Source organism: Halomonas ventosae (assembly GCF_004361885.1).
Lineage (GTDB): Bacteria > Pseudomonadota > Gammaproteobacteria > Pseudomonadales > Halomonadaceae > Halomonas > Halomonas ventosae_C.
In genome coordinates this window covers 34,049-53,858 of the sequence record NZ_SNWH01000012.1, presented here as the reverse complement: position 1 = coordinate 53,858, position 19,810 = coordinate 34,049, and the positions used below count along the sequence as shown (strand labels likewise).

Annotated in this window: 18 protein-coding genes; 12 read left to right on the top strand and 6 right to left on the bottom strand. The window is 66.1% G+C overall.

The window, feature by feature from the left end:
• Positions 1 to 5: 5 nt before the first annotated feature.
• The 6 genes from dapE to map all read right to left on the bottom strand — a co-directional run bounded on the left by dapE (position 6) and on the right by map (position 7,169).
• On the bottom strand, positions 6 to 1,178 hold the full coding sequence (gene dapE / locus DFO68_RS10255; protein WP_133483568.1) for a succinyl-diaminopimelate desuccinylase: 1,173 nt from the start codon (positions 1,176 to 1,178) through the stop codon (positions 6 to 8).
• Positions 1,165 to 2,190, bottom strand: a complete 1,026-nt coding sequence (gene dapD, locus DFO68_RS10250) for a 2,3,4,5-tetrahydropyridine-2,6-dicarboxylate N-succinyltransferase (RefSeq protein ID WP_133483567.1) — start codon at positions 2,188 to 2,190, stop codon at positions 1,165 to 1,167. Before dapD ends, dapE begins: the two co-directional genes overlap by 14 nt.
• A gap of 45 nt (positions 2,191 to 2,235) precedes the next feature.
• Entirely contained in the window at positions 2,236 to 2,331 is a 96-nt protein-coding gene (locus tag DFO68_RS16055; protein WP_373191205.1) for an arsenate reductase family protein, read from the bottom strand.
• Positions 2,325 to 3,530 (bottom strand): succinyldiaminopimelate transaminase, encoded by a 1,206-nt coding sequence (gene dapC, locus DFO68_RS10240; RefSeq protein ID WP_133483566.1) that lies wholly within the window; start codon positions 3,528 to 3,530, stop codon positions 2,325 to 2,327. Before dapC ends, DFO68_RS16055 begins: the two co-directional genes overlap by 7 nt.
• Before the next feature lie 155 nt (positions 3,531 to 3,685).
• Positions 3,686 to 6,367 carry a [protein-PII] uridylyltransferase gene (locus tag DFO68_RS10235; protein ID WP_133483565.1) on the bottom strand — a complete coding sequence of 894 codons (2,682 nt, stop codon included), beginning with the start codon at positions 6,365 to 6,367 and terminating at the stop codon, positions 3,686 to 3,688.
• A 10-nt stretch (positions 6,368 to 6,377) separates the two neighbouring features.
• Positions 6,378 to 7,169 (bottom strand): type I methionyl aminopeptidase, encoded by a 792-nt coding sequence (gene map, locus DFO68_RS10230; protein WP_133483564.1) that lies wholly within the window; start codon positions 7,167 to 7,169, stop codon positions 6,378 to 6,380.
• 298 nt (positions 7,170 to 7,467) lie between these two features.
• Between map and rpsB the strand changes: the two genes are divergently transcribed.
• From rpsB to lpxA, 12 genes are all read left to right on the top strand, one after another.
• Entirely contained in the window at positions 7,468 to 8,214 is a 747-nt protein-coding gene (rpsB, locus tag DFO68_RS10225; RefSeq protein ID WP_133483563.1) for a 30S ribosomal protein S2, read from the top strand.
• Between the two features lie 136 nt (positions 8,215 to 8,350).
• Entirely contained in the window at positions 8,351 to 9,220 is an 870-nt protein-coding gene (gene tsf / locus DFO68_RS10220) for a translation elongation factor Ts (RefSeq protein WP_133483562.1), read from the top strand.
• Between the two features lie 115 nt (positions 9,221 to 9,335).
• A complete protein-coding gene (gene pyrH / locus DFO68_RS10215) occupies positions 9,336 to 10,103 on the top strand; it encodes a UMP kinase (protein WP_133483561.1) in 768 nt (255 codons plus the stop codon).
• Positions 10,104 to 10,107: 4 nt separating this feature from the next.
• Positions 10,108 to 10,665, top strand: coding sequence for a ribosome recycling factor (frr, locus tag DFO68_RS10210; protein WP_133483608.1), 558 nt, complete (start codon positions 10,108 to 10,110; stop codon positions 10,663 to 10,665).
• A 61-nt stretch (positions 10,666 to 10,726) separates the two neighbouring features.
• Complete coding sequence (uppS, locus tag DFO68_RS10205; protein WP_133483560.1) at positions 10,727 to 11,515, top strand: polyprenyl diphosphate synthase; 789 nt, start codon at positions 10,727 to 10,729, stop codon at positions 11,513 to 11,515.
• Positions 11,508 to 12,308, top strand: a complete 801-nt coding sequence (locus DFO68_RS10200) for a phosphatidate cytidylyltransferase (RefSeq protein WP_133483559.1) — start codon at positions 11,508 to 11,510, stop codon at positions 12,306 to 12,308. Before uppS ends, DFO68_RS10200 begins: the two co-directional genes overlap by 8 nt.
• A 2-nt stretch (positions 12,309 to 12,310) precedes the next feature.
• A complete protein-coding gene (gene ispC / locus DFO68_RS10195; RefSeq protein ID WP_133483607.1) occupies positions 12,311 to 13,486 on the top strand; it encodes a 1-deoxy-D-xylulose-5-phosphate reductoisomerase in 1,176 nt (391 codons plus the stop codon).
• 39 nt (positions 13,487 to 13,525) lie between these two features.
• Complete coding sequence (gene rseP, locus DFO68_RS10190; RefSeq protein ID WP_133483558.1) at positions 13,526 to 14,884, top strand: sigma E protease regulator RseP; 1,359 nt, start codon at positions 13,526 to 13,528, stop codon at positions 14,882 to 14,884.
• Positions 14,885 to 14,971: 87 nt separating this feature from the next.
• Positions 14,972 to 17,317: an outer membrane protein assembly factor BamA gene (gene bamA / locus DFO68_RS10185; protein WP_243726481.1), complete on the top strand. Its 2,346-nt coding sequence runs from the start codon at positions 14,972 to 14,974 to the stop codon at positions 17,315 to 17,317.
• A gap of 143 nt (positions 17,318 to 17,460) precedes the next feature.
• Complete coding sequence (lpxD, locus tag DFO68_RS10180) at positions 17,461 to 18,498, top strand: UDP-3-O-(3-hydroxymyristoyl)glucosamine N-acyltransferase (protein ID WP_133483557.1); 1,038 nt, start codon at positions 17,461 to 17,463, stop codon at positions 18,496 to 18,498.
• Positions 18,499 to 18,602: 104 nt separating this feature from the next.
• Positions 18,603 to 19,046, top strand: a complete 444-nt coding sequence (gene fabZ, locus DFO68_RS10175; RefSeq protein ID WP_133483556.1) for a 3-hydroxyacyl-ACP dehydratase FabZ — start codon at positions 18,603 to 18,605, stop codon at positions 19,044 to 19,046.
• Positions 19,043 to 19,810 (top strand): acyl-ACP--UDP-N-acetylglucosamine O-acyltransferase, encoded by a 768-nt coding sequence (gene lpxA / locus DFO68_RS10170; protein ID WP_133483555.1) that lies wholly within the window; start codon positions 19,043 to 19,045, stop codon positions 19,808 to 19,810. The genes fabZ and lpxA overlap by 4 nt, the downstream gene beginning before the upstream one ends.

Here is a 19,810-nt window from a genome sequence, read left to right as displayed (position 1 = left end):
GCGCCTCAGGGCCGGGCCGTGCCGTTGATGAAAAGCCGGGTGAGGATCGCCTCATAGACTCGGCTGAGCTCCTCGAGGTCCGAGGCACGTACCCGCTCGTTGACCTGGTGGATGGTGGCATTGCAGGGGCCGAGCTCGACCACCTGGCTGCCCAGGGTGGCGATGAAGCGTCCGTCCGAGGTGCCGCCAGCGGTGGAGAGCTCGGGGCGGTGCCCCAGGACATCCTCGACGCCGTTGACGGCGGCCTCCACCAGCTCGCCTTCGGCGGTGAGGAAGGGCTCGCCGTTGAGTGTCCAGTCTAGGTGATAGTCGAGGCCGTGGGCCTCCAGTAGCGCCTCGGTTCGGCTGCGCAGCTGCTCGTGGGTCACCTCGGTGGAGAAGCGGAAATTGAACACCACCTCGACGTCGCCGGGGATGACGTTGGTGGCGCCGGTGCCCGAGCGGAAATTGGATATCTGGAAGTTGGTCGCCGGGAAGAAGGTGTTGCCGGCGTCCCAGTGCTCCCTGGCCAGGGCGTCCAGCGCAGGCAGCGCCTGGTGGATGGGGTTGCGCGCCAGATGCGGGTAGGCGACATGGCCCTGGATGCCCTTGATATGTAGCACTCCGCCCAGCGAGCCGCGGCGGCCGTTCTTGATCACGTCGCCGAGGCGCTCGGTGGAGGAGGGTTCGCCGACGATGCAGTAGTCGAGCCGCTCGTGGGTCTCGCGCAGATGCTCGACCACGGCCCGGGTGCCGTCCACTGCCGGCCCCTCCTCGTCGGAGGTGATCAAGAAGCCGATGCGCCCGTGGTGGTCCGGGTGTGCCTCGACGAAACGCTCCACCGCGGTGACCATCGCCGCTAGGCTGCCCTTCATGTCGGCGGCGCCCCTGCCCCGCAGCATGCCCGCCTCGTCGATGCACGGCTCGAAGGGCGGGAACTCCCAGTGGATGTGGGGGCCGCTGGGGACCACGTCGGTATGGCCGGCAAAGGCCAGCAGCGGGCCGTGATGGCCGCGGGTCGCCCAGACGTTCTGCACGTCGCCGAAGGGCAGGCGCTGGATCCGGAAGCCGAGCGCCGCGAGGCGCTCGATCATCAGCGCCTGGCAGCCCAGGTCATCCGGCGTCACCGAGGGGCGCCGGATCAGCTCGAAGGCGAGCTGCAGGGTCGGGGAGAGCGCCGGCGGCTTAGTAGTTGGCATGCAGCGCCTCGTTGAGCGCGATGGCGCTCTTGTTGGTGAGGCACTCGATGCGACCGTTCTGGGAGTTGCGGCGCAGCAGCAGGTCGTCCTGGCCGGCCAGCTTCCGGGCGGCCACGGTCTCGACCTCCTGGCCCTCGTCGTCGAGCAGGGTGACCTTGGCCCCGGCGGTGAGGTAGAGGCCGGCCTCCACGGTGCAACGGTCGCCCAGCGGGATGCCGATGCCGGCATTGGCGCCGATCAGGCAACCTTCGCCCACCTTAATGACGATGTTGCCGCCGCCGGAGAGGGTGCCCATGGTGGAGCAGCCGCCGCCGAGGTCCGAGCCCTTGCCGACCATCACCCCGGCGGAGATGCGGCCCTCGATCATGCCCGGCCCCTCTGTGCCGGCGTTGAAGTTGACGAAGCCCTCGTGCATCACCGTGGTGCCCTCGCCGAGGTAGGCGCCCAGGCGCACTCGCGCGGTGTCGCCGATGCGCACTCCGCCCGGGACCACGTAGTCGGTCATCTTGGGGAACTTGTCGACGCAATCCACGGAGAGCGCGCGGCCCTCCAGGCGCGCCTTGAGGCGCCGCGCCGGCAGCTCCTCGATGTCGATGGCCCCCTCGCTGGTCCAGGCGATATTGCGCAGCAGGCCGAACATGCCGGTGAGGTCCAGGCCGTGGGGTTTTACCAGGCGATGGGAGAGCAGGTGTAGCTTGAGGTAGACCTCCGGGGCGCCCTGGGGTGGAGTGTCCACGTCCAGGAACATCGCCACCAGCGGCCGCCGGCTGGCAGCCAGGGCGTCGGCGAGCTCGGCCTGCTTCTCGTGGCCGGCCGCCCTCAGTGCCTCGGCCAGCTCGTCGCACTGCTCGGGCAGGAAGCTCACCGCGGCATTGCCGTCGGGGGCATCGAGTACCTTGGCGGCGGCGGCCACCAGCTCGGCGTCAGGGTTAAGCAGCGGGGCTGGGTAGTAGATCTCCAGCCAGTCGCCCTGGGTATTCTGGGTGCCGATTCCGAGTGCGAAGCTCAGCATGGGGTGGTCTCCTCTGAAAGCGTGGGGGAAGGGCCTGAGCAGACCCTAGCGTGAGTCGTAGTCGCCGTCGCGGTAGCCGACGATGATCTCCTCCCCGCTATCGAGCAGCGGGCGCTTGAGCAGGGTGGGGTGGGTCAGCATCGGGGGTTCCTCTCGATGAAACGACGGATGCGCCAGGCGGCCTCCACCGTGGCCTCGAGCTCGGCGACCAGTGCCAGGCGCAGCCGGCCGCTGCCGGGGTTGGTGCCGCTGCTGCCGACCCGGCCCATGTAGCGGCCGGGCAGCACGCTGACGTTCGCCTCGGCATGGAGCGCGCGAGTGAAGGCCTCGTCGTCCCCGCCGGGCACCGCCGGCCATAGATAGAAGCTCGCCTGGGGAGCGGGAAAGTCCATGACCGGAGCGAGAATCTCGGTCACCGCGGTGAATTTCTCGCGGTAGGCAGCGCGGTTGGCGCGCACGTGAGCTTCGTCGTGCCAGGCGGCGATCGAGGCCTGTTGCACGGGCAGCGACATGGCGCAGCCGTGGTAGGTGCGGTAGCGCCGGAACGGGGCGATCAGCTCGGCGTCACCGGCGACGAACCCGGAGCGCAACCCCGGCAGGTTGGAGCGCTTGGAGAGCGAGTGGAATACCAGGCAGCGCCGGTAGTCGTGGCGACCGAGGCGCGCACAGGCCTCGAGCAGCCCCGGCGGCGGGGCGGCCTCGTCCAGGTAGAGCTCCGAGTAGCACTCGTCCGAGGCGATCAGGAAGTCGTGCTCATCGGCCAGGGCGATGAGCTTCTCGAACTCGACCAGCGGCGTCACCGCACCGGTGGGGTTGGCCGGCGAGCAGAGAAATACCAGCTGGACGTCGCGCCAGGTCTCGGCCGGAACCGCCTCGTGGTCCGGCAGGAAGCCGCTGTCGGCCGTGGCGTCGAGATACAGCGGCTCGCCGCCGGCGAGCAGGGTCGCACCCTCGTAGATCTGGTAGAAGGGGTTGGGCATCGCCACCCTGGCGGGGCGGGTGCGGTCCAGCGTGGCCTGGACAAAGGCGAAGATCGCCTCCCGGGTGCCGTTCACCGGCAGCACCTGGGTCTCGGCGTCGAGGCCCTCCAGGGCGAAGCGTCGTCTCGTCCAGCCGGCAATCGCCTCCCGTAGCTCGGCCGTCCCCGCGGTGGCCGGATAGCGGGCGAAGTCCTCGCGGTGGGTCGTGAGTGCCTCGAGGGCCGCCGCGAAGGGTGCATGTTGGGGCTCGCCGATGGTCAGCGGGATGTGTGTCAGTCCCTCGGGCGGCGTCACGCCGGCCTTGAGGGCGGCGAGCTTCTCGAAGGGGTAGGGCTTGAGCGCGTCGAGGTCGGGGTTCATGGCGGTCCAGGTGCGCCTTGGGCGTGCCAGCGCCGGCGTCTGTTTTCGGAAATGGCTCGCGGGCCGGCCGCAGCGCGCGGGCGAGAAAGGCGTCGATTATAGGCAAGCGCCGGGGCGGGCTCAAACGCCGCTGCATTACTTGAATCTGGGCGGTGTCAGCCGGGGATGGCGAGGACCTCGATAAGCCGCTCGCGCAGCTGCTGCTGGCGCTCGGTGTCGGTGATCGGCGCGCCGGCCTTGTCAGTGATGAAGAAGACGTCCTCGACCCGCTCGCCCAGCGTGGCGATCTTGGCCGCCGACAGCGCGATGTCCTGCTCCATGAAGATGCTCCCCACCCGGGCCAGCAGGCCGGGGCGGTCGGGCGCGACGAGCTCGAGCAGGGTGCGTTCGTTGGCCGGGTCCTGCTCGATGCTGACCTCGGTGGGCACGCGGAAATGCTTGAGCTGGCGCGGGGTGTGTCGGGTGACGATCCGCGGATAGTCGTCCGGGTCGTCGAGCTCCTCCACCAGGTGGCGGCGGATCTCCTCGATGCGCTCACGGTCACGGATCGCCTGACCGTGGTCATCCAGCACGATGAAGGTGTTCAGCGTCCAGTCGTTGCTGGAGGTGGCGATGCGCGCGTCGTGGATGGAGAGACCCAGTTGGTCCATGGCGGCGGCGGTGGCGGCGAAGAGGTCATCCACCGAGCGGGTGTGGATGAAGACTTTGGTGCCGCCCTCGGCCATGTCGTCGATGGGGGCGTTGATCAGGATTAGCGGCAGCTGGCTGTCGCCGTGGTCGAGGATGCCCTGGGTCTGCCAGACGATCTCGCTGGGGGCGTACTGCAGGAAGTAGTCCTCGCCTAGCGACTCCCAGAGCCGGTCGACCCGCGCCATGTCGGCGCCTACCGAGGCCAGCAGCGCGTGAGCCTCGCTACGGGTTTCCTGCACCCAGTCGTCGCGCTCCAGGGGGTTTTCGAGGCCACGGCGCAGGGCGCGCTTGGTTTCGCCGTGCAGCTGGCGCAGCAGCGAGGCCCGCCAGCCGTTCCATAGGGTCGGATTGGTGGCGTTGATGTCGGCCACCGTCAGCACATAGAGATAGTCGAGCCGGGTCTCGTCACCGACCAGACGGGCGAACTCGGCGATCACGTCGGGATCGGTGATGTCGCGCTTCTGGGCGACCATGGACATCATCAGGTGGTGCTCGACCAGCCAGCTGACCAGGCGGGTGTCGCGGCGGGAGAGCCCGTGGCGCTCACAAAAGGCTTCGGCATCCCGGGCGCCCAGGGTCGAGTGGTCGCCGCCGCGTCCCTTGCCGATGTCGTGGTAGAGGCCGGCGATCCACAACAGCTCCAGCTTGGGCAGCTGGTGAATTAGGCTGGCGGCCACCGGAAACTCCTCTTTCGCCTGGGGCTTGCGGAAGCGGTGGATGCACTTGAGCAGGCGCAGTGTATGGGCATCCACGGTGTAGATGTGGAAGAGATCGTGCTGCATCAGCCCCACGGCCTGGCCGAACTCGGGGAGGTACTTGCCGAGCACGCCGTAACGATTCATGCGCTGCAGCTGGCGAGCCACGTTGCCGCCCGAGCGCAGCAGCGCCATGAACAGGCTCTGGTGGCGCAGGTCGTCGCGGTAGAGATCGTCGATCAGGTGGCGATGGTCGCGGATCAGGCGAATGGTGTCGGCGCGCACCCCTTCGATCTCCGGGTGCTCGGCCATCAGCAGGAAGAGCTCGAGCAGAGCCGAGGGACGCTTGCGGAAGACATCGCGCGAGCGTGCTTGGATGTAGCCCCCCTTGATCTCGAAGCGCTCATTGAGCGGCACCGTGGTGAGCGCCTCGCCGGCGTGCAGGATTGCTTCGTCGAAGTGCTGCAGCAGCATGTCGTTGAGTCCGGCCAGTGCCGTGACATGGCGATAGTATCGCTTCATGAACTGCTCCACGGCCAGCCGCTCCGGCGTGTCGCGATAGCCGAACAATGTGGCGATGGTGCGCTGGTGGTCGAACAGCAGGCGGTCCTCGGCGCGGTCGTTGAGCATGTGCAGGGCGTAGCGTACCTGCCACAGGAAGGCCTGGCCCTGGCTGAGGATGCGCAGCTCGGGATCGTTCATGAAGCCGCCGGCGACCAGATCCTCGTAGCGCTGGGTGCCGAAGTGGCGCTTGGCCACCCAGCCGATCATCTGGATGTCGCGCAGCCCCCCCGGCGAGCTCTTGATGTTGGGCTCCAGGTGGTACTCAGAGTTGTTGTAGCGGTAGTGGCGACTGATCTGCTCCTGCCACTTGGCCTCGAAGAAGCGGTCTGCCGGCCACATCCGGTCGGTGGACAGGCGCGCCTGCATCGCCCCGCGCAGGCGTTCGGGACCGGCCAGGGTGCGGGTCTCGAGCAGGTTGGTGATCACCGTGATATCGGCCTTTGCCTCGCGTTCGCAGTCGGCCAGCGAGCGCACGCTGTGGCCGATCTCCAGGCCAATATCCCAAAGGAAGGTGATGAAGGCCGTTAGCGGCTCGCGATAGGGGGTATCGTCGTCCTGCTCGAGCAGCAGCAGCAGGTCGATGTCGGAGTGGGGGTGCAGCTCGCCGCGGCCATAACCGCCCACAGCGAGCAGCGCCACTCCGCCGTCGGGCCAGGCGTGCTGCTCCCAGACGAGGGCCAGCAGGCGGTCAAGACACCACGCCCGGCCATGCACCAGGTCGCGGATGTCGGCGCCGGCGCGAAAGCGCTCATCCAGGCGGGCCTGGATGGCGCGCAGCGCCGTCTTGAAGGGGGCGATCGGCGATCGTTCGCCGGCGAGCTCGGCGCGGAAAGCCTCAATATCGAAGAGGCTGTCGTCGGGAACGAAGCGGTAGTAATGCAGGAGCATGGCGAGCGACTCAGCGGTCGAGGAAGGAGAGGTCTTCGTCGCTTCGGGCGGTGAGTACCTCCACGCCCGTGGTGGTGACCAGCAGCGTGTGCTCCCACTGGGCGCTCAGGCTCCTGTCCTTGGTTACCGCGGTCCAGCCGTCGCGCAGCACCTTGGTGCGATGGTCGCCGACATTGATCATCGGCTCGATGGTGAAACACATGCCTGCCTGGAGGGCAATGTCGGCCTCGGGAGCATAGCCGTCGTAGTGCAGGATCTGCGGATCCTCGTGGAAGCCGGCGCCGATGCCGTGCCCGCAGAAGTCGCGCACCACCGAGTAGCCGTTGGCCTCGGCGTGGAACTGGATGGCGCGGGCCAGTTCCGAGAGGTGCACGCCCGGGCGCACCAGGGCGATGCTGCGGTAGAGGCACTCCTGGGTGACCCGGCACAGCCGTTCGCCCTGGATGGTCTCGCCGATGATGAACATCATGCTGGAGTCGCCGTGATAGCCGTCGGCGGTCTTCACAGTGATGTCGATGTTCATGATGTCGCCCTTCTTGAGCTTCTTGGCGTCATCGGGGATGCCGTGGCAGACCACGTGGTTGATCGAGGTGCAGATCGACTTGGGGAAGCCATGGTAGTCGAGCGGTGCCGGGGTGGAGCCGAGCTCGTCGACAATGTAGTCGTGGCAGCGTCGGTCCAGCTCGCCGGTGCTCACGCCAGCCTTCACGTGGGGGATGATCATCTCGAACACGCTGGCGGCCTGGCGGCCCGCCTCGCGCATCTTCTCGATCTCGTCGGGGGTCTTGATGGGTACGTTCATGGAATCTCGGATCAGGGGTGGTGTCGCCCAGATTACGGCGAGCTCGAGCAGCGGGCGACTTCATCTCGGCGGTCATCCATGGTATAAAGCTGCGCGCTTTCCTGCAATCGCGGAGCCCTGCCGACCCGTCGGTGCTTCGGCGAGACCCGGATACGCGCTCAATGATCCATGCAATGCCTTGAAATCACACATGCACCGTCACATGGTCCCGGGTGCTGTCGCGTCTCTGGCGACGAGCCGCGGCGGTCGGATCCATGGGGTGCGTGGAGGCCTAACCCGATTTTTCCAGGAGTCATCCATGGCACACGTCAATATGCGTGACCTGCTGAAGGCAGGCGCTCACTTCGGTCACCAGACCAAGTACTGGAACCCGAAGATGAGCAAGTACATCTTCGGCGCACGCAACAAGATCCATATCATCAACCTCGAGCACACCCTGCCGGCCCTCAACGAGGCCATCGATGTGGTCGAGAAGATGGCCGCGGCCAACAACAAGATCCTGTTCGTCGGCACCAAGCGCAGTGCGAGCAAGATCATCAAGGAAGAAGCTCAGCGCGTCGGCCAGCCATTCGTCAACCATCGCTGGCTAGGCGGCATGCTGACCAACTACAAGACCATTCGCGTCTCCATCAAGCGCCTGCGCGACCTCGAGACCATGCACGAGGACGGCACCTTCGAGAAGCTGACCAAGAAGGAAGTGCTGATGGCGACCCGCGAGCAGGACAAGCTCGAGCGGTCGGTGGGCGGTATCAAGGAAATGGGCGGCCTGCCCGATGCCCTGTTCGTGATCGACGTCGACCACGAGCGCATCGCCATCAACGAGGCGAACAAGCTGGGCATTCCGGTCATCGGCGTGGTGGATACCAACTCCGATCCCGATGGCGTCGACTACGTGATCCCGGGCAACGATGACTCCATTCGGGCCATCCAGATCTATGTCAAGGCCATCGCCGACGCCTGCGCCCGTGCGAAGGAAGGCCGTCCCGATGAATTCGTCGAGGTCACCGACGTCGAAGAGAGCCAGAGCGACGCCGCCGCCGAGTGAGCATCGGCCCGCCTGGGCCGGTCGCCGTGTCGTCACGTCGTTGGCGGCCCGCCGGACAGGCGCAAGGGGGCTCAGGCCCCCTTGTTTCTCTGCTTTGCTATCCATATCCAGGTCGAACCATTCAGAGGACACTACCATGGCAGCTATCAGCGCCTCCCAGGTCAAGGAACTGCGCGAGCGCACCGGGCTCGGCATGATGGAGTGCAAGAAGGCACTCACCGAGACCGATGGTGACATCGAGCAGGCCATCGAGAACCTGCGCAAGAACTCCGGCCTCAAGGCCGCCAAGAAGGCTGGCCGCACCGCCGCCGAGGGCGTCGTGGTGACCCGTGTGGCGGATGATGCCAGCTACGGTGTGATGGTCGAGATCAACTCCGAGACCGACTTCGTCGCCCGTGACGACAACTTCAAGGCCTTCGCCGAGAAGATCACCGATGCCTTCTTCTCCGCCAGGAGCGAAGACGTGGCCGCAGTGATGGAAGGGCCACTGGAAACTGCCCGCGAGCAGCTGGTGCAGAAGATCGGCGAGAACATCGGCGTGCGTCGCTGCGTGGTCGTCGAAGCCGGCGAAGGTCAGCTGGTCGGCGAATATGTGCATGGCGGCCGCATCGGCGTGCTGACCGTGCTTAAGGGCGGCAACCCCGAGGTGGCCAAGGACGTTGCCATGCACGTCGCGGCCATCAACCCGGCCGTGGCGCGTCCCCAGGACATGCCCCAGGCACAGCTCGATGCCGAGAAGTCGATCATCCTGGCGCAGCCCGATATGGCCGGCAAGCCTGAGCAGATCGCCGAGAAGATGGTTCAGGGCCGGCTGAAGAAGTACCTGGCCGAGAACAGCCTGACCGAGCAGCCCTTCGTCAAGAACCCGGACCAGACCGTGGGCGAGTTCGTCAAGGCGGCCGGCGGCGAGGTGGTCGGCTTCACCCGTTTCGAGGTGGGCGAGGGCATTGAGAAGGAAGAGGTCGACTTCGCCAAGGAAGTGATGGAACAGGCCAAGCGCAGCTGAGGTCTCAGGTTCAAGTATGAAGATGGCGTGCGCGCGAGCGCACGCCATCGTGTATCCGGCCGGTGAATCCGGCCATCCACCAGATCCCAAGCGTCGAGAATCCGGGAGACACCCCATGACCAGTGCCGATCACCCTGCCCCCAGCAAGCCCGAGAAGACCCGCGCTCAGGTGTCCAAGTACAAGCGCATCCTGCTCAAGCTCTCCGGCGAGGCGCTGACCGGCGATGCCGAATTCGGCATCGATCCCAAGGTGCTGGATCGCCTGGCGCTGGAGATCGGCCAGCTGGTAGGGATCGGCGTCCAGGTCGGCATCGTCGTCGGCGGCGGCAATCTGTTCCGCGGGGCGGCCCTGCACGAGGCCGGCATGGACCGGGTCACCGGCGATCACATGGGCATGCTGGCCACGGTGATGAATGCCCTGGCGATGCGCGATGCGCTGGAGCGCTCCAATATCCGCTCGCGAGTGATGTCGGCGATTCCGATGAGTGGCGTGGTGGAGCATTACGACCGCCGAACCGCCATCCGCTACCTGACGTCCGGCGACGTGGTACTGTTCTCGGCCGGCACCGGCAATCCCTTCTTCACTACCGACTCCGCGGCCTGCCTGCGCGGCATCGAGATCGATGCCGACGTGGTGGTCAAGGCCACCAAGGTCGATGGGGTCTACGACAAGGACCCGATCAGGCACCCCGACGCGGTCAAGTACGAACAGCTGTCCTACGATGATGCGCTCGATCAGAAGCTCGGGGTGATGGATTTGACCGCCATCTGCCTGGTGCGGGACCATGACATGCCGGTGCGGGTCTTCAACATGAACAAACCGGGTGCCCTGCTGAACCTGGTGGTGGGTGGCAAGGAAGGCACGCTGATTGACAGAGGGTAAGACAGTGATCGACGACATCAAGAAAGATGCGCAGAGCCGCATGCAGAAGAGCCTCGAGGCCCTTCACCAGAACTTCAACAAGATTCGCACCGGTCGCGCGCACTCCAGCATCCTGGATGCGGTGACCGTGGAGTACTACGGCAGCCAGGTGCCACTCAACCAGGTGGCCTCGATCAACGTCGAGGACGCCAGAACCCTGAGCGTGGTGCCCTGGGAGCAGCAGATGGTGCCCAAGATCGAGAAGGCCATCATGACCTCCGATCTCGGCCTCAACCCGGCCAGTGCCGGCAACGTGATCCGCGTGCCTATGCCGATGCTCACCGAGGAGACGCGCAAGGGCTACATCAAGCAGGCCCGCCAGGAGGCCGAGCATGCCCGGGTGGCGGTGCGCAATGTGCGTCGCGATGCCAACGGCGATCTCAAGTCGCTGCTCAAGGAGAAGGCGATCACCGAGGACGAGCAACATCAGGCCGAGGAGGCGATCCAGAAGCTCACCGACAGCATCATCGCCGAGATCGACAAGGCGCTGGAGTCCAAGGAACGCGACCTGATGCAGGTCTGAGGCTGACAGGCGCCGCCGCGGCTTGTCGGGCGCAATACGCTTATCCGCCATGCGAGACATCATGACGTCACCGCAGCCCCCCCCTGACAGGGCCACTTTCGACGACAGGCCCCTCGTTGGCGAGGCGCCCCTGCCGCATCATGTGGCCATCATCATGGATGGCAATAATCGCTGGGCGAAGTCGCGTGGCCTGTCCGGGGTGCGCGGCCACCATGCCGGTGTCGAGGCGGTGCGTGCCGTGATCCGTCGAGCCGCCGAGCGTGGCATCGAAACCCTCACGCTGTTCGCCTTCTCCAGCGAAAACTGGAAGCGGCCGGCCAGCGAGGTCAATGCGCTGATGGAGCTCTTTCTTCTGGCGCTCAAACGCGAGGTCAAGAAGCTGCACCGACACGGCATCCGCCTGTCGGTGATCGGCGATCGCAGCGCTTTTTCCACCTCGATCCAGAAGTATATCGTCAGCGCCGAGGCGCTGACGCGAGACAACACCGGCCTGCACCTGGTGATCGCCGCCAACTACGGGGGGCGCTGGGATATCGCTATGGCCGCGCGGCGGCTGGCCGAGCGGGTTGCCGCCGGAGAACTCGACCCCGAGGCGGTCGACGAGCAGGCCCTCGACGAGGCGGTAAGCCTGTCCGGCGACGCCCCCGTGGATCTGTGTATCCGCACCAGCGGCGAGCAGCGCATTTCCAATTTCCTGCTCTGGCAGATGGCTTATGCCGAGCTCCACTTCACCCCCGTGCTATGGCCCGACTTCGACGCCGTCGCCTTCGACCGTGCGCTGGCCGACTTCCAAGGGCGCCAGCGGCGCTTTGGCATGACCGATGAGCAGATCGAGGCACAGGGTGCTTAGACAGCGAATCCTCACCGCGGCCTGGCTAATTCCGCTGGCCTTATTCGGGTTGTTCGGCCTGGCGGATGTGGGGTTCAGGTTGTTCACCGCCGCCATCGTACTGCTCGCTGCCTGGGAGTGGACCAATCTCGCCGGCCTCAGGGCGCCGAGCCGTCGCCTGCTCTCGGTGGTGGGCCTCGCCGTGCTGATGGCGCTGTGCTGGGCGAGCGGGGCTGTGCTCTCGGCCTGGCCGCTGTGGCTGGGCGTGCTGGGCTGGCTGGTCAACCTTTACTGGGTGACCGGTTACCCTGCGCGCCTCGCGCAGTGGCGGTCGACCGGCATGCGCCTGGCCATGGGGCTCTGGGTGCTGCTACCGACCTGGGTGGGTTTCAGCGTGCTGCGCGAGGATGGCACCATCTGGCTGCTGTTCGTGCTACTGCTGGTGTGGGGCGCCGACATCGGCGCTTACTTCGTCGGCCGGACTCTGGGCCGTCACAAGCTCGCCCCCAGCGTTAGCCCCGGCAAGACCTGGGAGGGCGTAGCCGGCGGCCTGGCGGTCACCGCGCTGCTGGCGACCGGCTTCGCCGCCTGGCAGGAGCTGGGTGTCGCCGGCGGCCTGTTGCTGCTGCTGGCAACAGCGCTGGTGACGCTGGCCTCGGTGCTGGGTGACCTGCTGGAGAGCATGCTCAAGCGCCATCGTGGCCTCAAGGATTCCAGCCAGCTGCTGCCCGGCCACGGCGGGATGCTCGACCGGGTCGACAGCCTGACCGCGGCGGTGCCGCTGTTCGCGCTGCTGCATGGGGGGGGGCTGTGACGATAAGCCGCGTGACCGTGCTGGGCGCCACTGGCTCGATCGGCACCAGCACCCTGGATGTGCTCGGCCGCCATCCTGACCGCTACCGGGTCCATGCCCTGACCGCTCACCGCTCCCGGGAGGCGCTGCTGGCCCAGTGCCGGCGCCACCATCCGGCGGTGGCCGTGCTCGATGCCGAGGAAGATGCCGCCTGGCTGCGCGGGCAGCTGGCCGAGGCGGGGCTTGCCACCGAGGTGCTCGCCGGTAGCCAGGCGTTGGTCGAGGTGGCCGAGGCGCCCGAGGTGGACTGCGTGATGGCGGCCATCGTCGGAGCCGCCGGCCTGTTGCCGACGCTGGCCGCGGTGAAGGCCGGCAAGCGGGTTCTGCTGGCCAACAAGGAGACCCTGGTGACGTCGGGGGCGCTGTTCATGGAAGCTGTGGCGCGCCATGGCGCCACCCTGCTGCCCATCGATTCCGAACATAATGCCATCTACCAGTGTCTACCCGTCGAGCATCGTGGCGGCCTGGGGCGCCACGGCGTCAGGCAATTACTGCTGACCGCCTCGGGCGGCCCTTTTCGCGGCTGGTCGCGTGAGGCATTGGCCGAAGTGACGCCGAACCAGGCCTGTGCCCATCCCAACTGGTCGATGGGGCGCAAGATCTCGGTGGACAGCGCCACCCTGATGAACAAGGGGCTCGAGTTGATCGAGGCGTGCTGGCTGTTCGATGCCCGTCCCGAGCAGATTCAGGTGGTGGTCCACCCCCAGAGCGTGATCCACTCCATGGCGGCCTACAGCGACGGTTCGGTGATCGCCCAGCTGGGCAATCCCGACATGCGAACCCCCATCGCCTATGGCCTGGCCTGGCCGGAGCGCATCGACGCCGGCGTGGAGGCGCTGGATCTGTTTCAGGTCGCCCGGCTCGATTTTGAACCCGCCGACGAGGCGGCCTTCCCGTGCCTGCGCCTGGCCCGCGAGGCCATGGCCGCGGGTGGCACGGCGCCGGCGGTGCTTAATGCTGCCAACGAGGTGGCGGTGGAGGCCTTCCTGGCCGGTCGCCTCGGTTTCACCGAGATTGGCGAGCTGGTGGCCCGGGTGCGCGATGCGCGCCCAGTGGTGCCGGCCAAAGATCTCGAGACCATCCTCGAGGCCGATGTCCTCGCCCGGCGGGCGGCGCACGCCTGGCTGGTGCGGCAATAATGCTCGCACCTCTACGCTCTTGACTGCAAGGAGATTGTCTTGGCCCTGATCCAGAACGTGCTGGCCGTGATCGTGGTGCTCGGCCTGTTGATCACCTTCCACGAGTTCGGCCACTTCTGGGTGGCCCGGCGCTGCGGCGTCAAGGTGCTGCGCTTCTCGGTGGGCTTCGGCAAGCCGCTGTGGTCACGCCGCGACCATCACGGCACCGAGTTCGTGGTGGCCGCGATCCCGCTGGGCGGCTACGTGAAGATGCTCGACGAGCGCGAGGGCCCCGTCGATCCCGCCGAGCGCCATCTTGCGTTCAACAACAAGTCGGTCTGGCAACGTATCGCCGTCGTTGTGGCCGGCCCGCTGGCCAACTTCCTGCTGGCGATCGTCGCCTACTGGGCGCTGTTCGTGGCCGGCACCACCACCGTGGCGCCGGTGATCGGCAGTGTGGCGCCCGATTCCCCGGCCAGCCGTGGCGGTCTCGAGGCGGGCCAGGAGATCACCGCGGTGCGCGGCGAGGCGGTGCGCTCCTGGGATGAGATCAACCTCAAGCTGATCGCAGCCATTGGCGAGAGCGGTAAGCTCGAGGTGCAGGCCCGGGACGAGGCCGCCGCTGAGCCGCAAACCTATCGGCTGCCGGTGCAAGATTGGCTGGTAGGCCAGGATCCCCCCCGTCCGCTACCGAGCCTGGGGCTGACCCCTTGGCGGCCCGAAATCCCGGCGGTCATCGGCGAGGTGGTCGAGGGCGAGGCGGCCGCCAATGCTGGCTTGCAGAAGGGTGACAAAATCGTCGCAGTGGATGGCCAACCGGTCGCCGACTGGATGGCCTTTGTCGACCGGGTCCGCGCCAGTCCGGGTGAGCCCCTCGATCTGCTGGTGCGGCGCGACGGCAAGCGCCTAGAGCTCACCGTCACGCCAGCGCGCAACGAGCTCAAGGAGGGCGTGTCCATCGGCTATATCGGTGCCGGTGTCGAGGCCGTCAGCTGGCCCGAGAAGTACCGTCGCGAGATCCGCTATAACCCGTTGGCCGCCGTGGGCGAGTCGCTGTCCAAGACCGGCGAGATGACGGTGCTGACCCTGGGGGCCATCCGCAAGATGGCGGTGGGACTGATCTCGCCGTCGAACCTCTCCGGCCCCATCACCATCGCGCAGATTTCCGGCGACTCGGCGCGGGCGGGAGTGGCGAGTTTCATCAGCTTTCTCGCCTACCTGTCGATCAGCCTGGGGGTGCTCAACCTGCTGCCGATCCCGGTGCTCGATGGCGGCCATCTGCTCTACTATCTGATCGAGGTGGTGCGCGGTCGCCCGGTGTCCGAACGGGCCCAGGCCGTGGGTCTGCGCATCGGCCTGGCACTGGTCGGCACCCTGATGCTGATGGCGCTCTATTTCGACCTGATGCGGCTTGGGTAAATGGGTGTCGGCTTGTCAGTGGCCAGCACAAATGTATAAGGTGCCTGTCTGGTAAGGACGGCAGATCAACGCGAGCGAATCGACAGCATGAAAATCAAGACCATCGGACTGGCGGCGCTGCTGCTCGTGAGTGCCCAGGCGGCACAGGCACAATCTTTCCACGTTTCCGACATCAGGGTTGAGGGGCTGCAGCGGGTTTCGCCCGCCTCCGTGTTCAATGCCTTCCCTGTCAGCGCCCGCGACCGGGTGGATGAGCGTGAGCTGGCCGAGGCGGCCCGCGAGCTCTTTGCCACAGGGCTGTTCGAAGACGTCACGCTGGCTCGCGAGGGGGACGTGCTGATCATCCAGGTGGTCGAGCGCCCGACTATCGCGCGCCTCAACATCGAGGGTAACAAGCAGATTGCCGACGAGGATCTGCGCAATGGCCTCAAACAGGCCGGGCTCGATGAGGGGCAGGTGCTGCAGCTCTCCACCCTCGAGGAGATCCAGCGCGAACTGGAGGGAGTCTACCAGTCCCAGGGCCGTTACAGCGCCCAGATCGAGACCTCCGTGGAGGAGGTCGGCGAGGGCCAGGTTCAGGTCAATATCAACATCGACGAAGGCGCAGTGGCCAAGATCCGCCAGATCAATATTGTCGGTAACCACGATTTCGACGATGAGCAGCTGCGCGAGGTGTTCGAGCTCGATGACAAGCCGGGCTGGTTCTTCGGCTGGTTCTCCAGCGATGAGTACTCCCGCGAGGCCCTGTCCGGTGACCTGGAACGACTGCGCTCCTTTTATCTCGATCGCGGTTACGTGAACTTCAACATCGAGTCCACCCAGGTCTCGATCAGCCCCGACAAGTCGCGGATCTTCGTTACCGTCAACCTCGACGAGGGCCAGCAGTATCGTCTGGACGACATCCGCTTCGCCGGTGACCTGCAGATTCCCGAGGACGAGGCTCGTGAGCTGCTGAAAGTGGAATCCGGCGAGATCTTCTCGCGCAGCGACGTCACCGCTTCCATCGAGGCGCTGCGCTCGCGGCTGGGCGCCGAAGGTTTCGCCTTCGCCAACGTGGATGGCATTCCCGAGGTGGCCGCGTCCGGCGATACCGTGGATCTGATTTTCCGCGTCGAGCCGGGACGTCGTGCCTACGTGCGGCGTATCGAGTTCGTCGGCAATACCACCACCCAGGACGAAGTGCTGCGGCGCGAGATGGTCCAGATGGAGGGGGCGCCGGCCTCCACCGAATCGATCAGCCAGTCGCGTCAGCGCCTGGAGCGCCTGGGCTTCTTCAAGCAGGTCGACGTGGAGACTCGCCCGGTGGCCGGTGCGCCCGACCAGCTGGACGTCACCTACACGGTGGAGGAGCAACCCTCCGGCTCGATCTCGGTGAGTTTCGGCTTCTCTCAGAGCGCCGGGTTGATCTATGGCGCATCAATCTCCCAGAACAACTTTCTCGGGACGGGAAATCGGGTCAACTTCACCGCTCAGCGCAGCGATACCTTCACCAACCTCAACTTCGGCTTCACCGATCCCTACTGGACCCTGGACGGCATCTCGCGTGGTTATAACCTCTTCTACCGCGAGACCGACTATGAGGACTCCGATATCTCGACCTATTCCACCGATGCCTATGGTGGGGGCATCAACTTCGGCTATCCGATCAACGAGTTGGCCCGCCTCAACTTCGGCGCATCGGTCGAGGATCTGTCGATCGACACCTACCGCGATACCGCCTCGGAGATCCAGCGCTATGTGGATGACCAGGGCAGTGATGCCCAGAGCCTGAAGCTCACCGCCAGCTGGACCCGCAACAAGCTCAACCGAGGCATCATGCCGACTGCCGGCAATTACCAGCGTCTGTCGCTGGAGACGGCGGTGCCGGGCAGCGACGCCGAGTACTACAAGCTGCGCGCCCAGGCCCGCCAGCTCCTCCCCTTCAACGAAGAGCAGACCTGGGGCCTGAAGTTCGGCGGCGAGCTGGGCTACGCCGATGCCTTCAGTAGCGATCCCTATCCGTTCTACGAGAACTTCTTCTCCGGTGGCCTGGGCTCGGTGCGCGGCTACACCGGCAACACCCTGGGACCGGCGGTCACCGAGCGCAATGGCGGCGATGACCGCACCCTCGGGGGCAATGTGCTGGTGGAAGGCAGTGCCGAGGTGCTGTTCCCCATGCCCTTCATCAAGGACCAGCGCTCCCTGCAGACCTCGCTGTTCCTGGATGCCGGCAACACCTTCCTGACCGACTGTTACCCGGTGCTTGACGAGGATGCTGATCGGCAGCAGTGCGACTCCGGCGTTGACCTGAGCGATCTGCGCTACAGCGCAGGTGTCGGCCTCTCCTGGCTGACCCCGGTAGGACCGCTGACCTTCAGCGTCGCCCAGCCGCTCAACGACAAGAGCAACGACGAAACCCAGGTCTTCCAGTTTTCATTGGGCCAGACCTTCTGATCCCGCCTCTTGCGAGGAGCTTCTCCATTCATAAGCGCTATTCCCTTCTGTGCTTCGGCCTGCTGGCGCCCATCATGCTGCCGGCTCAGGTCGATCCGCTGGCACCCGCCGAGTAAGCCGGCCGTCTACGACAGCGAATCTTTATGAATCAAGACGCCCGAACCCTGACACTGTCCGAGATTGCCGAGCGCCTGGGAGCCCGCCTCGAGGGTGACGGTGAACGGCGGGTGAGTGGCCTGGCGACGCTCAGGGATGCCGCGCCTGACCAGGTGGCCTTCCTCGCCAACCGCGCCTACCTCAAGGATCTGACAGGGACGCGAGCCGCGGCGGTGCTGCTGGCTCCGGACCATGCCCAGAGCTGCCCGGTGGCGCGCCTGGAAATGGACAACCCCTATCTCGGCTATGCCGAGCTATCGCGGCTCTTCGATCCGCTCACCGACCGAATACCGGCCGGCATTCATCCCACGGCGGTGGTCGCCGACGACGTCTGCCTGGGGGCGGACGTCGTCATCGGCCCCCAGACAGTGATCGAATCAGGCGTCGAGCTGGGCGACGAGGTGGTCATCGGCCCGGGCTGCGTGGTGGGCGCCGACTCTCGCATCGGCCCCGGATCGCGGTTGCACGCCAATGTCACTCTCTGTCATGGCGTGGTGATCGGCGCTCGGGCCATCCTGCACAGCGGCTGCGTGATCGGCGGTGATGGCTTTGGATTTGCCCATGACGGGGCGCGCTGGCACAAGATCGCCCAACTGGGCGGCGTGGTGCTGGGCGACGATGTCGAAGTGGGTAGCTGCTCGAGCATCGATCGTGGCGCGCTTGGCGACACCCTGATCGGCGATGACGTCAAGATCGACAGCCAGGTGCAGATCGCCCACAACGTGCAGATCGGCGACCACACCGCGCTGGCCGGCTGCGTGGGCATTGCCGGCTCCACCCGGGTGGGCAAGCACTGCATGCTGGGCGGCGGGGTGGGACTCTCCGGCCACCTGACCATCGCCGATGGAGTGCAGGTCACCGGTATGAGCCTGGTCACCAACTCGATCCTGGAAGCGGGGGTCTATTCGTCGGGGACCGGTGCCATGGACAATGCCCAGTGGCGTCGCAACGCGGTGCGCTTCAAGCAGCTCGACGACATCGCCCGGCGCCTGGCGCGGCTCGAAAAAGCCGCGCGTCGCGATTGAGGGGGCATTGCAGGGCGGTATAATCCTCCGCCTGTTTCCGCCGGCCACTGGGCCGACCCTGACCTTCGCGGGAGGGGCATCCAGTCATTTCAGAGGTTGCTACGATGGTAATGGACATCAACGAGATTCGTGAATATCTGCCCCACCGCTACCCCTTCCTGCTGGTGGACCGGGTGACGGAGATCACCCTGGGCGAAGCCATCGTTGCCTACAAGAACGTCAGCATCAACGAGCCCTTCTTCAACGGCCACTTCCCGCATCATCCGATCATGCCTGGTGTGCTGGTGGTCGAGGCGCTGGCCCAGGCGTGTGGCATCCTCGGCTTCAAGACCGTCAATAAGCTGCCCGCCGACGGCTATGTCTACTATCTGGTGGCCAGTGACAACGTGCGCTTCAAGCGCCCGGTGATGCCCGGCGACCAGCTGGTGTTGGAGGCTCGGGTCGAGCGCACCAAGCGCGGCATCTGGAAGTTCGCCTGCCGTGCCACGGTCGATGGCGAGCTGGTCTGTGAGGCCGACATTACCTGCGCCGAGAGGAAGGTCGCTTGATACACCCCACCGCCCTCATTGATCCTGCGGCGCGCCTGGCCGACGATGTCGAGGTCGGCCCCTTCACGGTCATCGGGCCCGAGGTCGAGCTCGGGCCCGGCAGCCGCATCGGCCCCCATGTGGTGATCAAGGGCCCGAGTGTGCTGGGCGCGCGCACCCGTATCTTCCAGTTCGCCTCGGTGGGCGAGGATTGCCAGGACAAGAAGTATGCAGGGGAGCCGACCCGCCTGGTGATGGGCGATGACAACGTCATCCGCGAGGGGGCCACCCTGCACCGCGGCACCGTCCAGGATCGTGGCGAGACCACCATCGGTTCGCGCAACCTCTTCATGGCCTACGTGCATGTCGGCCACGACTGCGTGATCGGCAACGACTGTGTCCTGGCCAACCAGGTGACTCTCGCCGGCCATGTGCGTCTGGGTGACTTCGCCATCGTCGGCGGGCTCTCGGCCATCCACCAGTTCTGCCACTTCGGCGAACACGCCATGGCCGGCGGTGGCTCGATCATCACCAAGGATACCCCGGCCTACGTGATGATCAACGGCAACCCGGCGCAGGTCCATGGCCTCAATCTGGTGGGCCTCAAGCGACGGGGCTTCTCCAGAGAGGCCATCCGCGCGCTGGGCGAGGCCTACAAGCTGGTCTACCGCCACGGGCTGACCACCGAGCAGGCCCTGGCGCAGATTCGTGAGCGCTTCGCACTGCCCGAGACCGAGACCTTCGCCGCCTCTATCGAGGTCTCGACCCGCGGCATCATCCGTTGA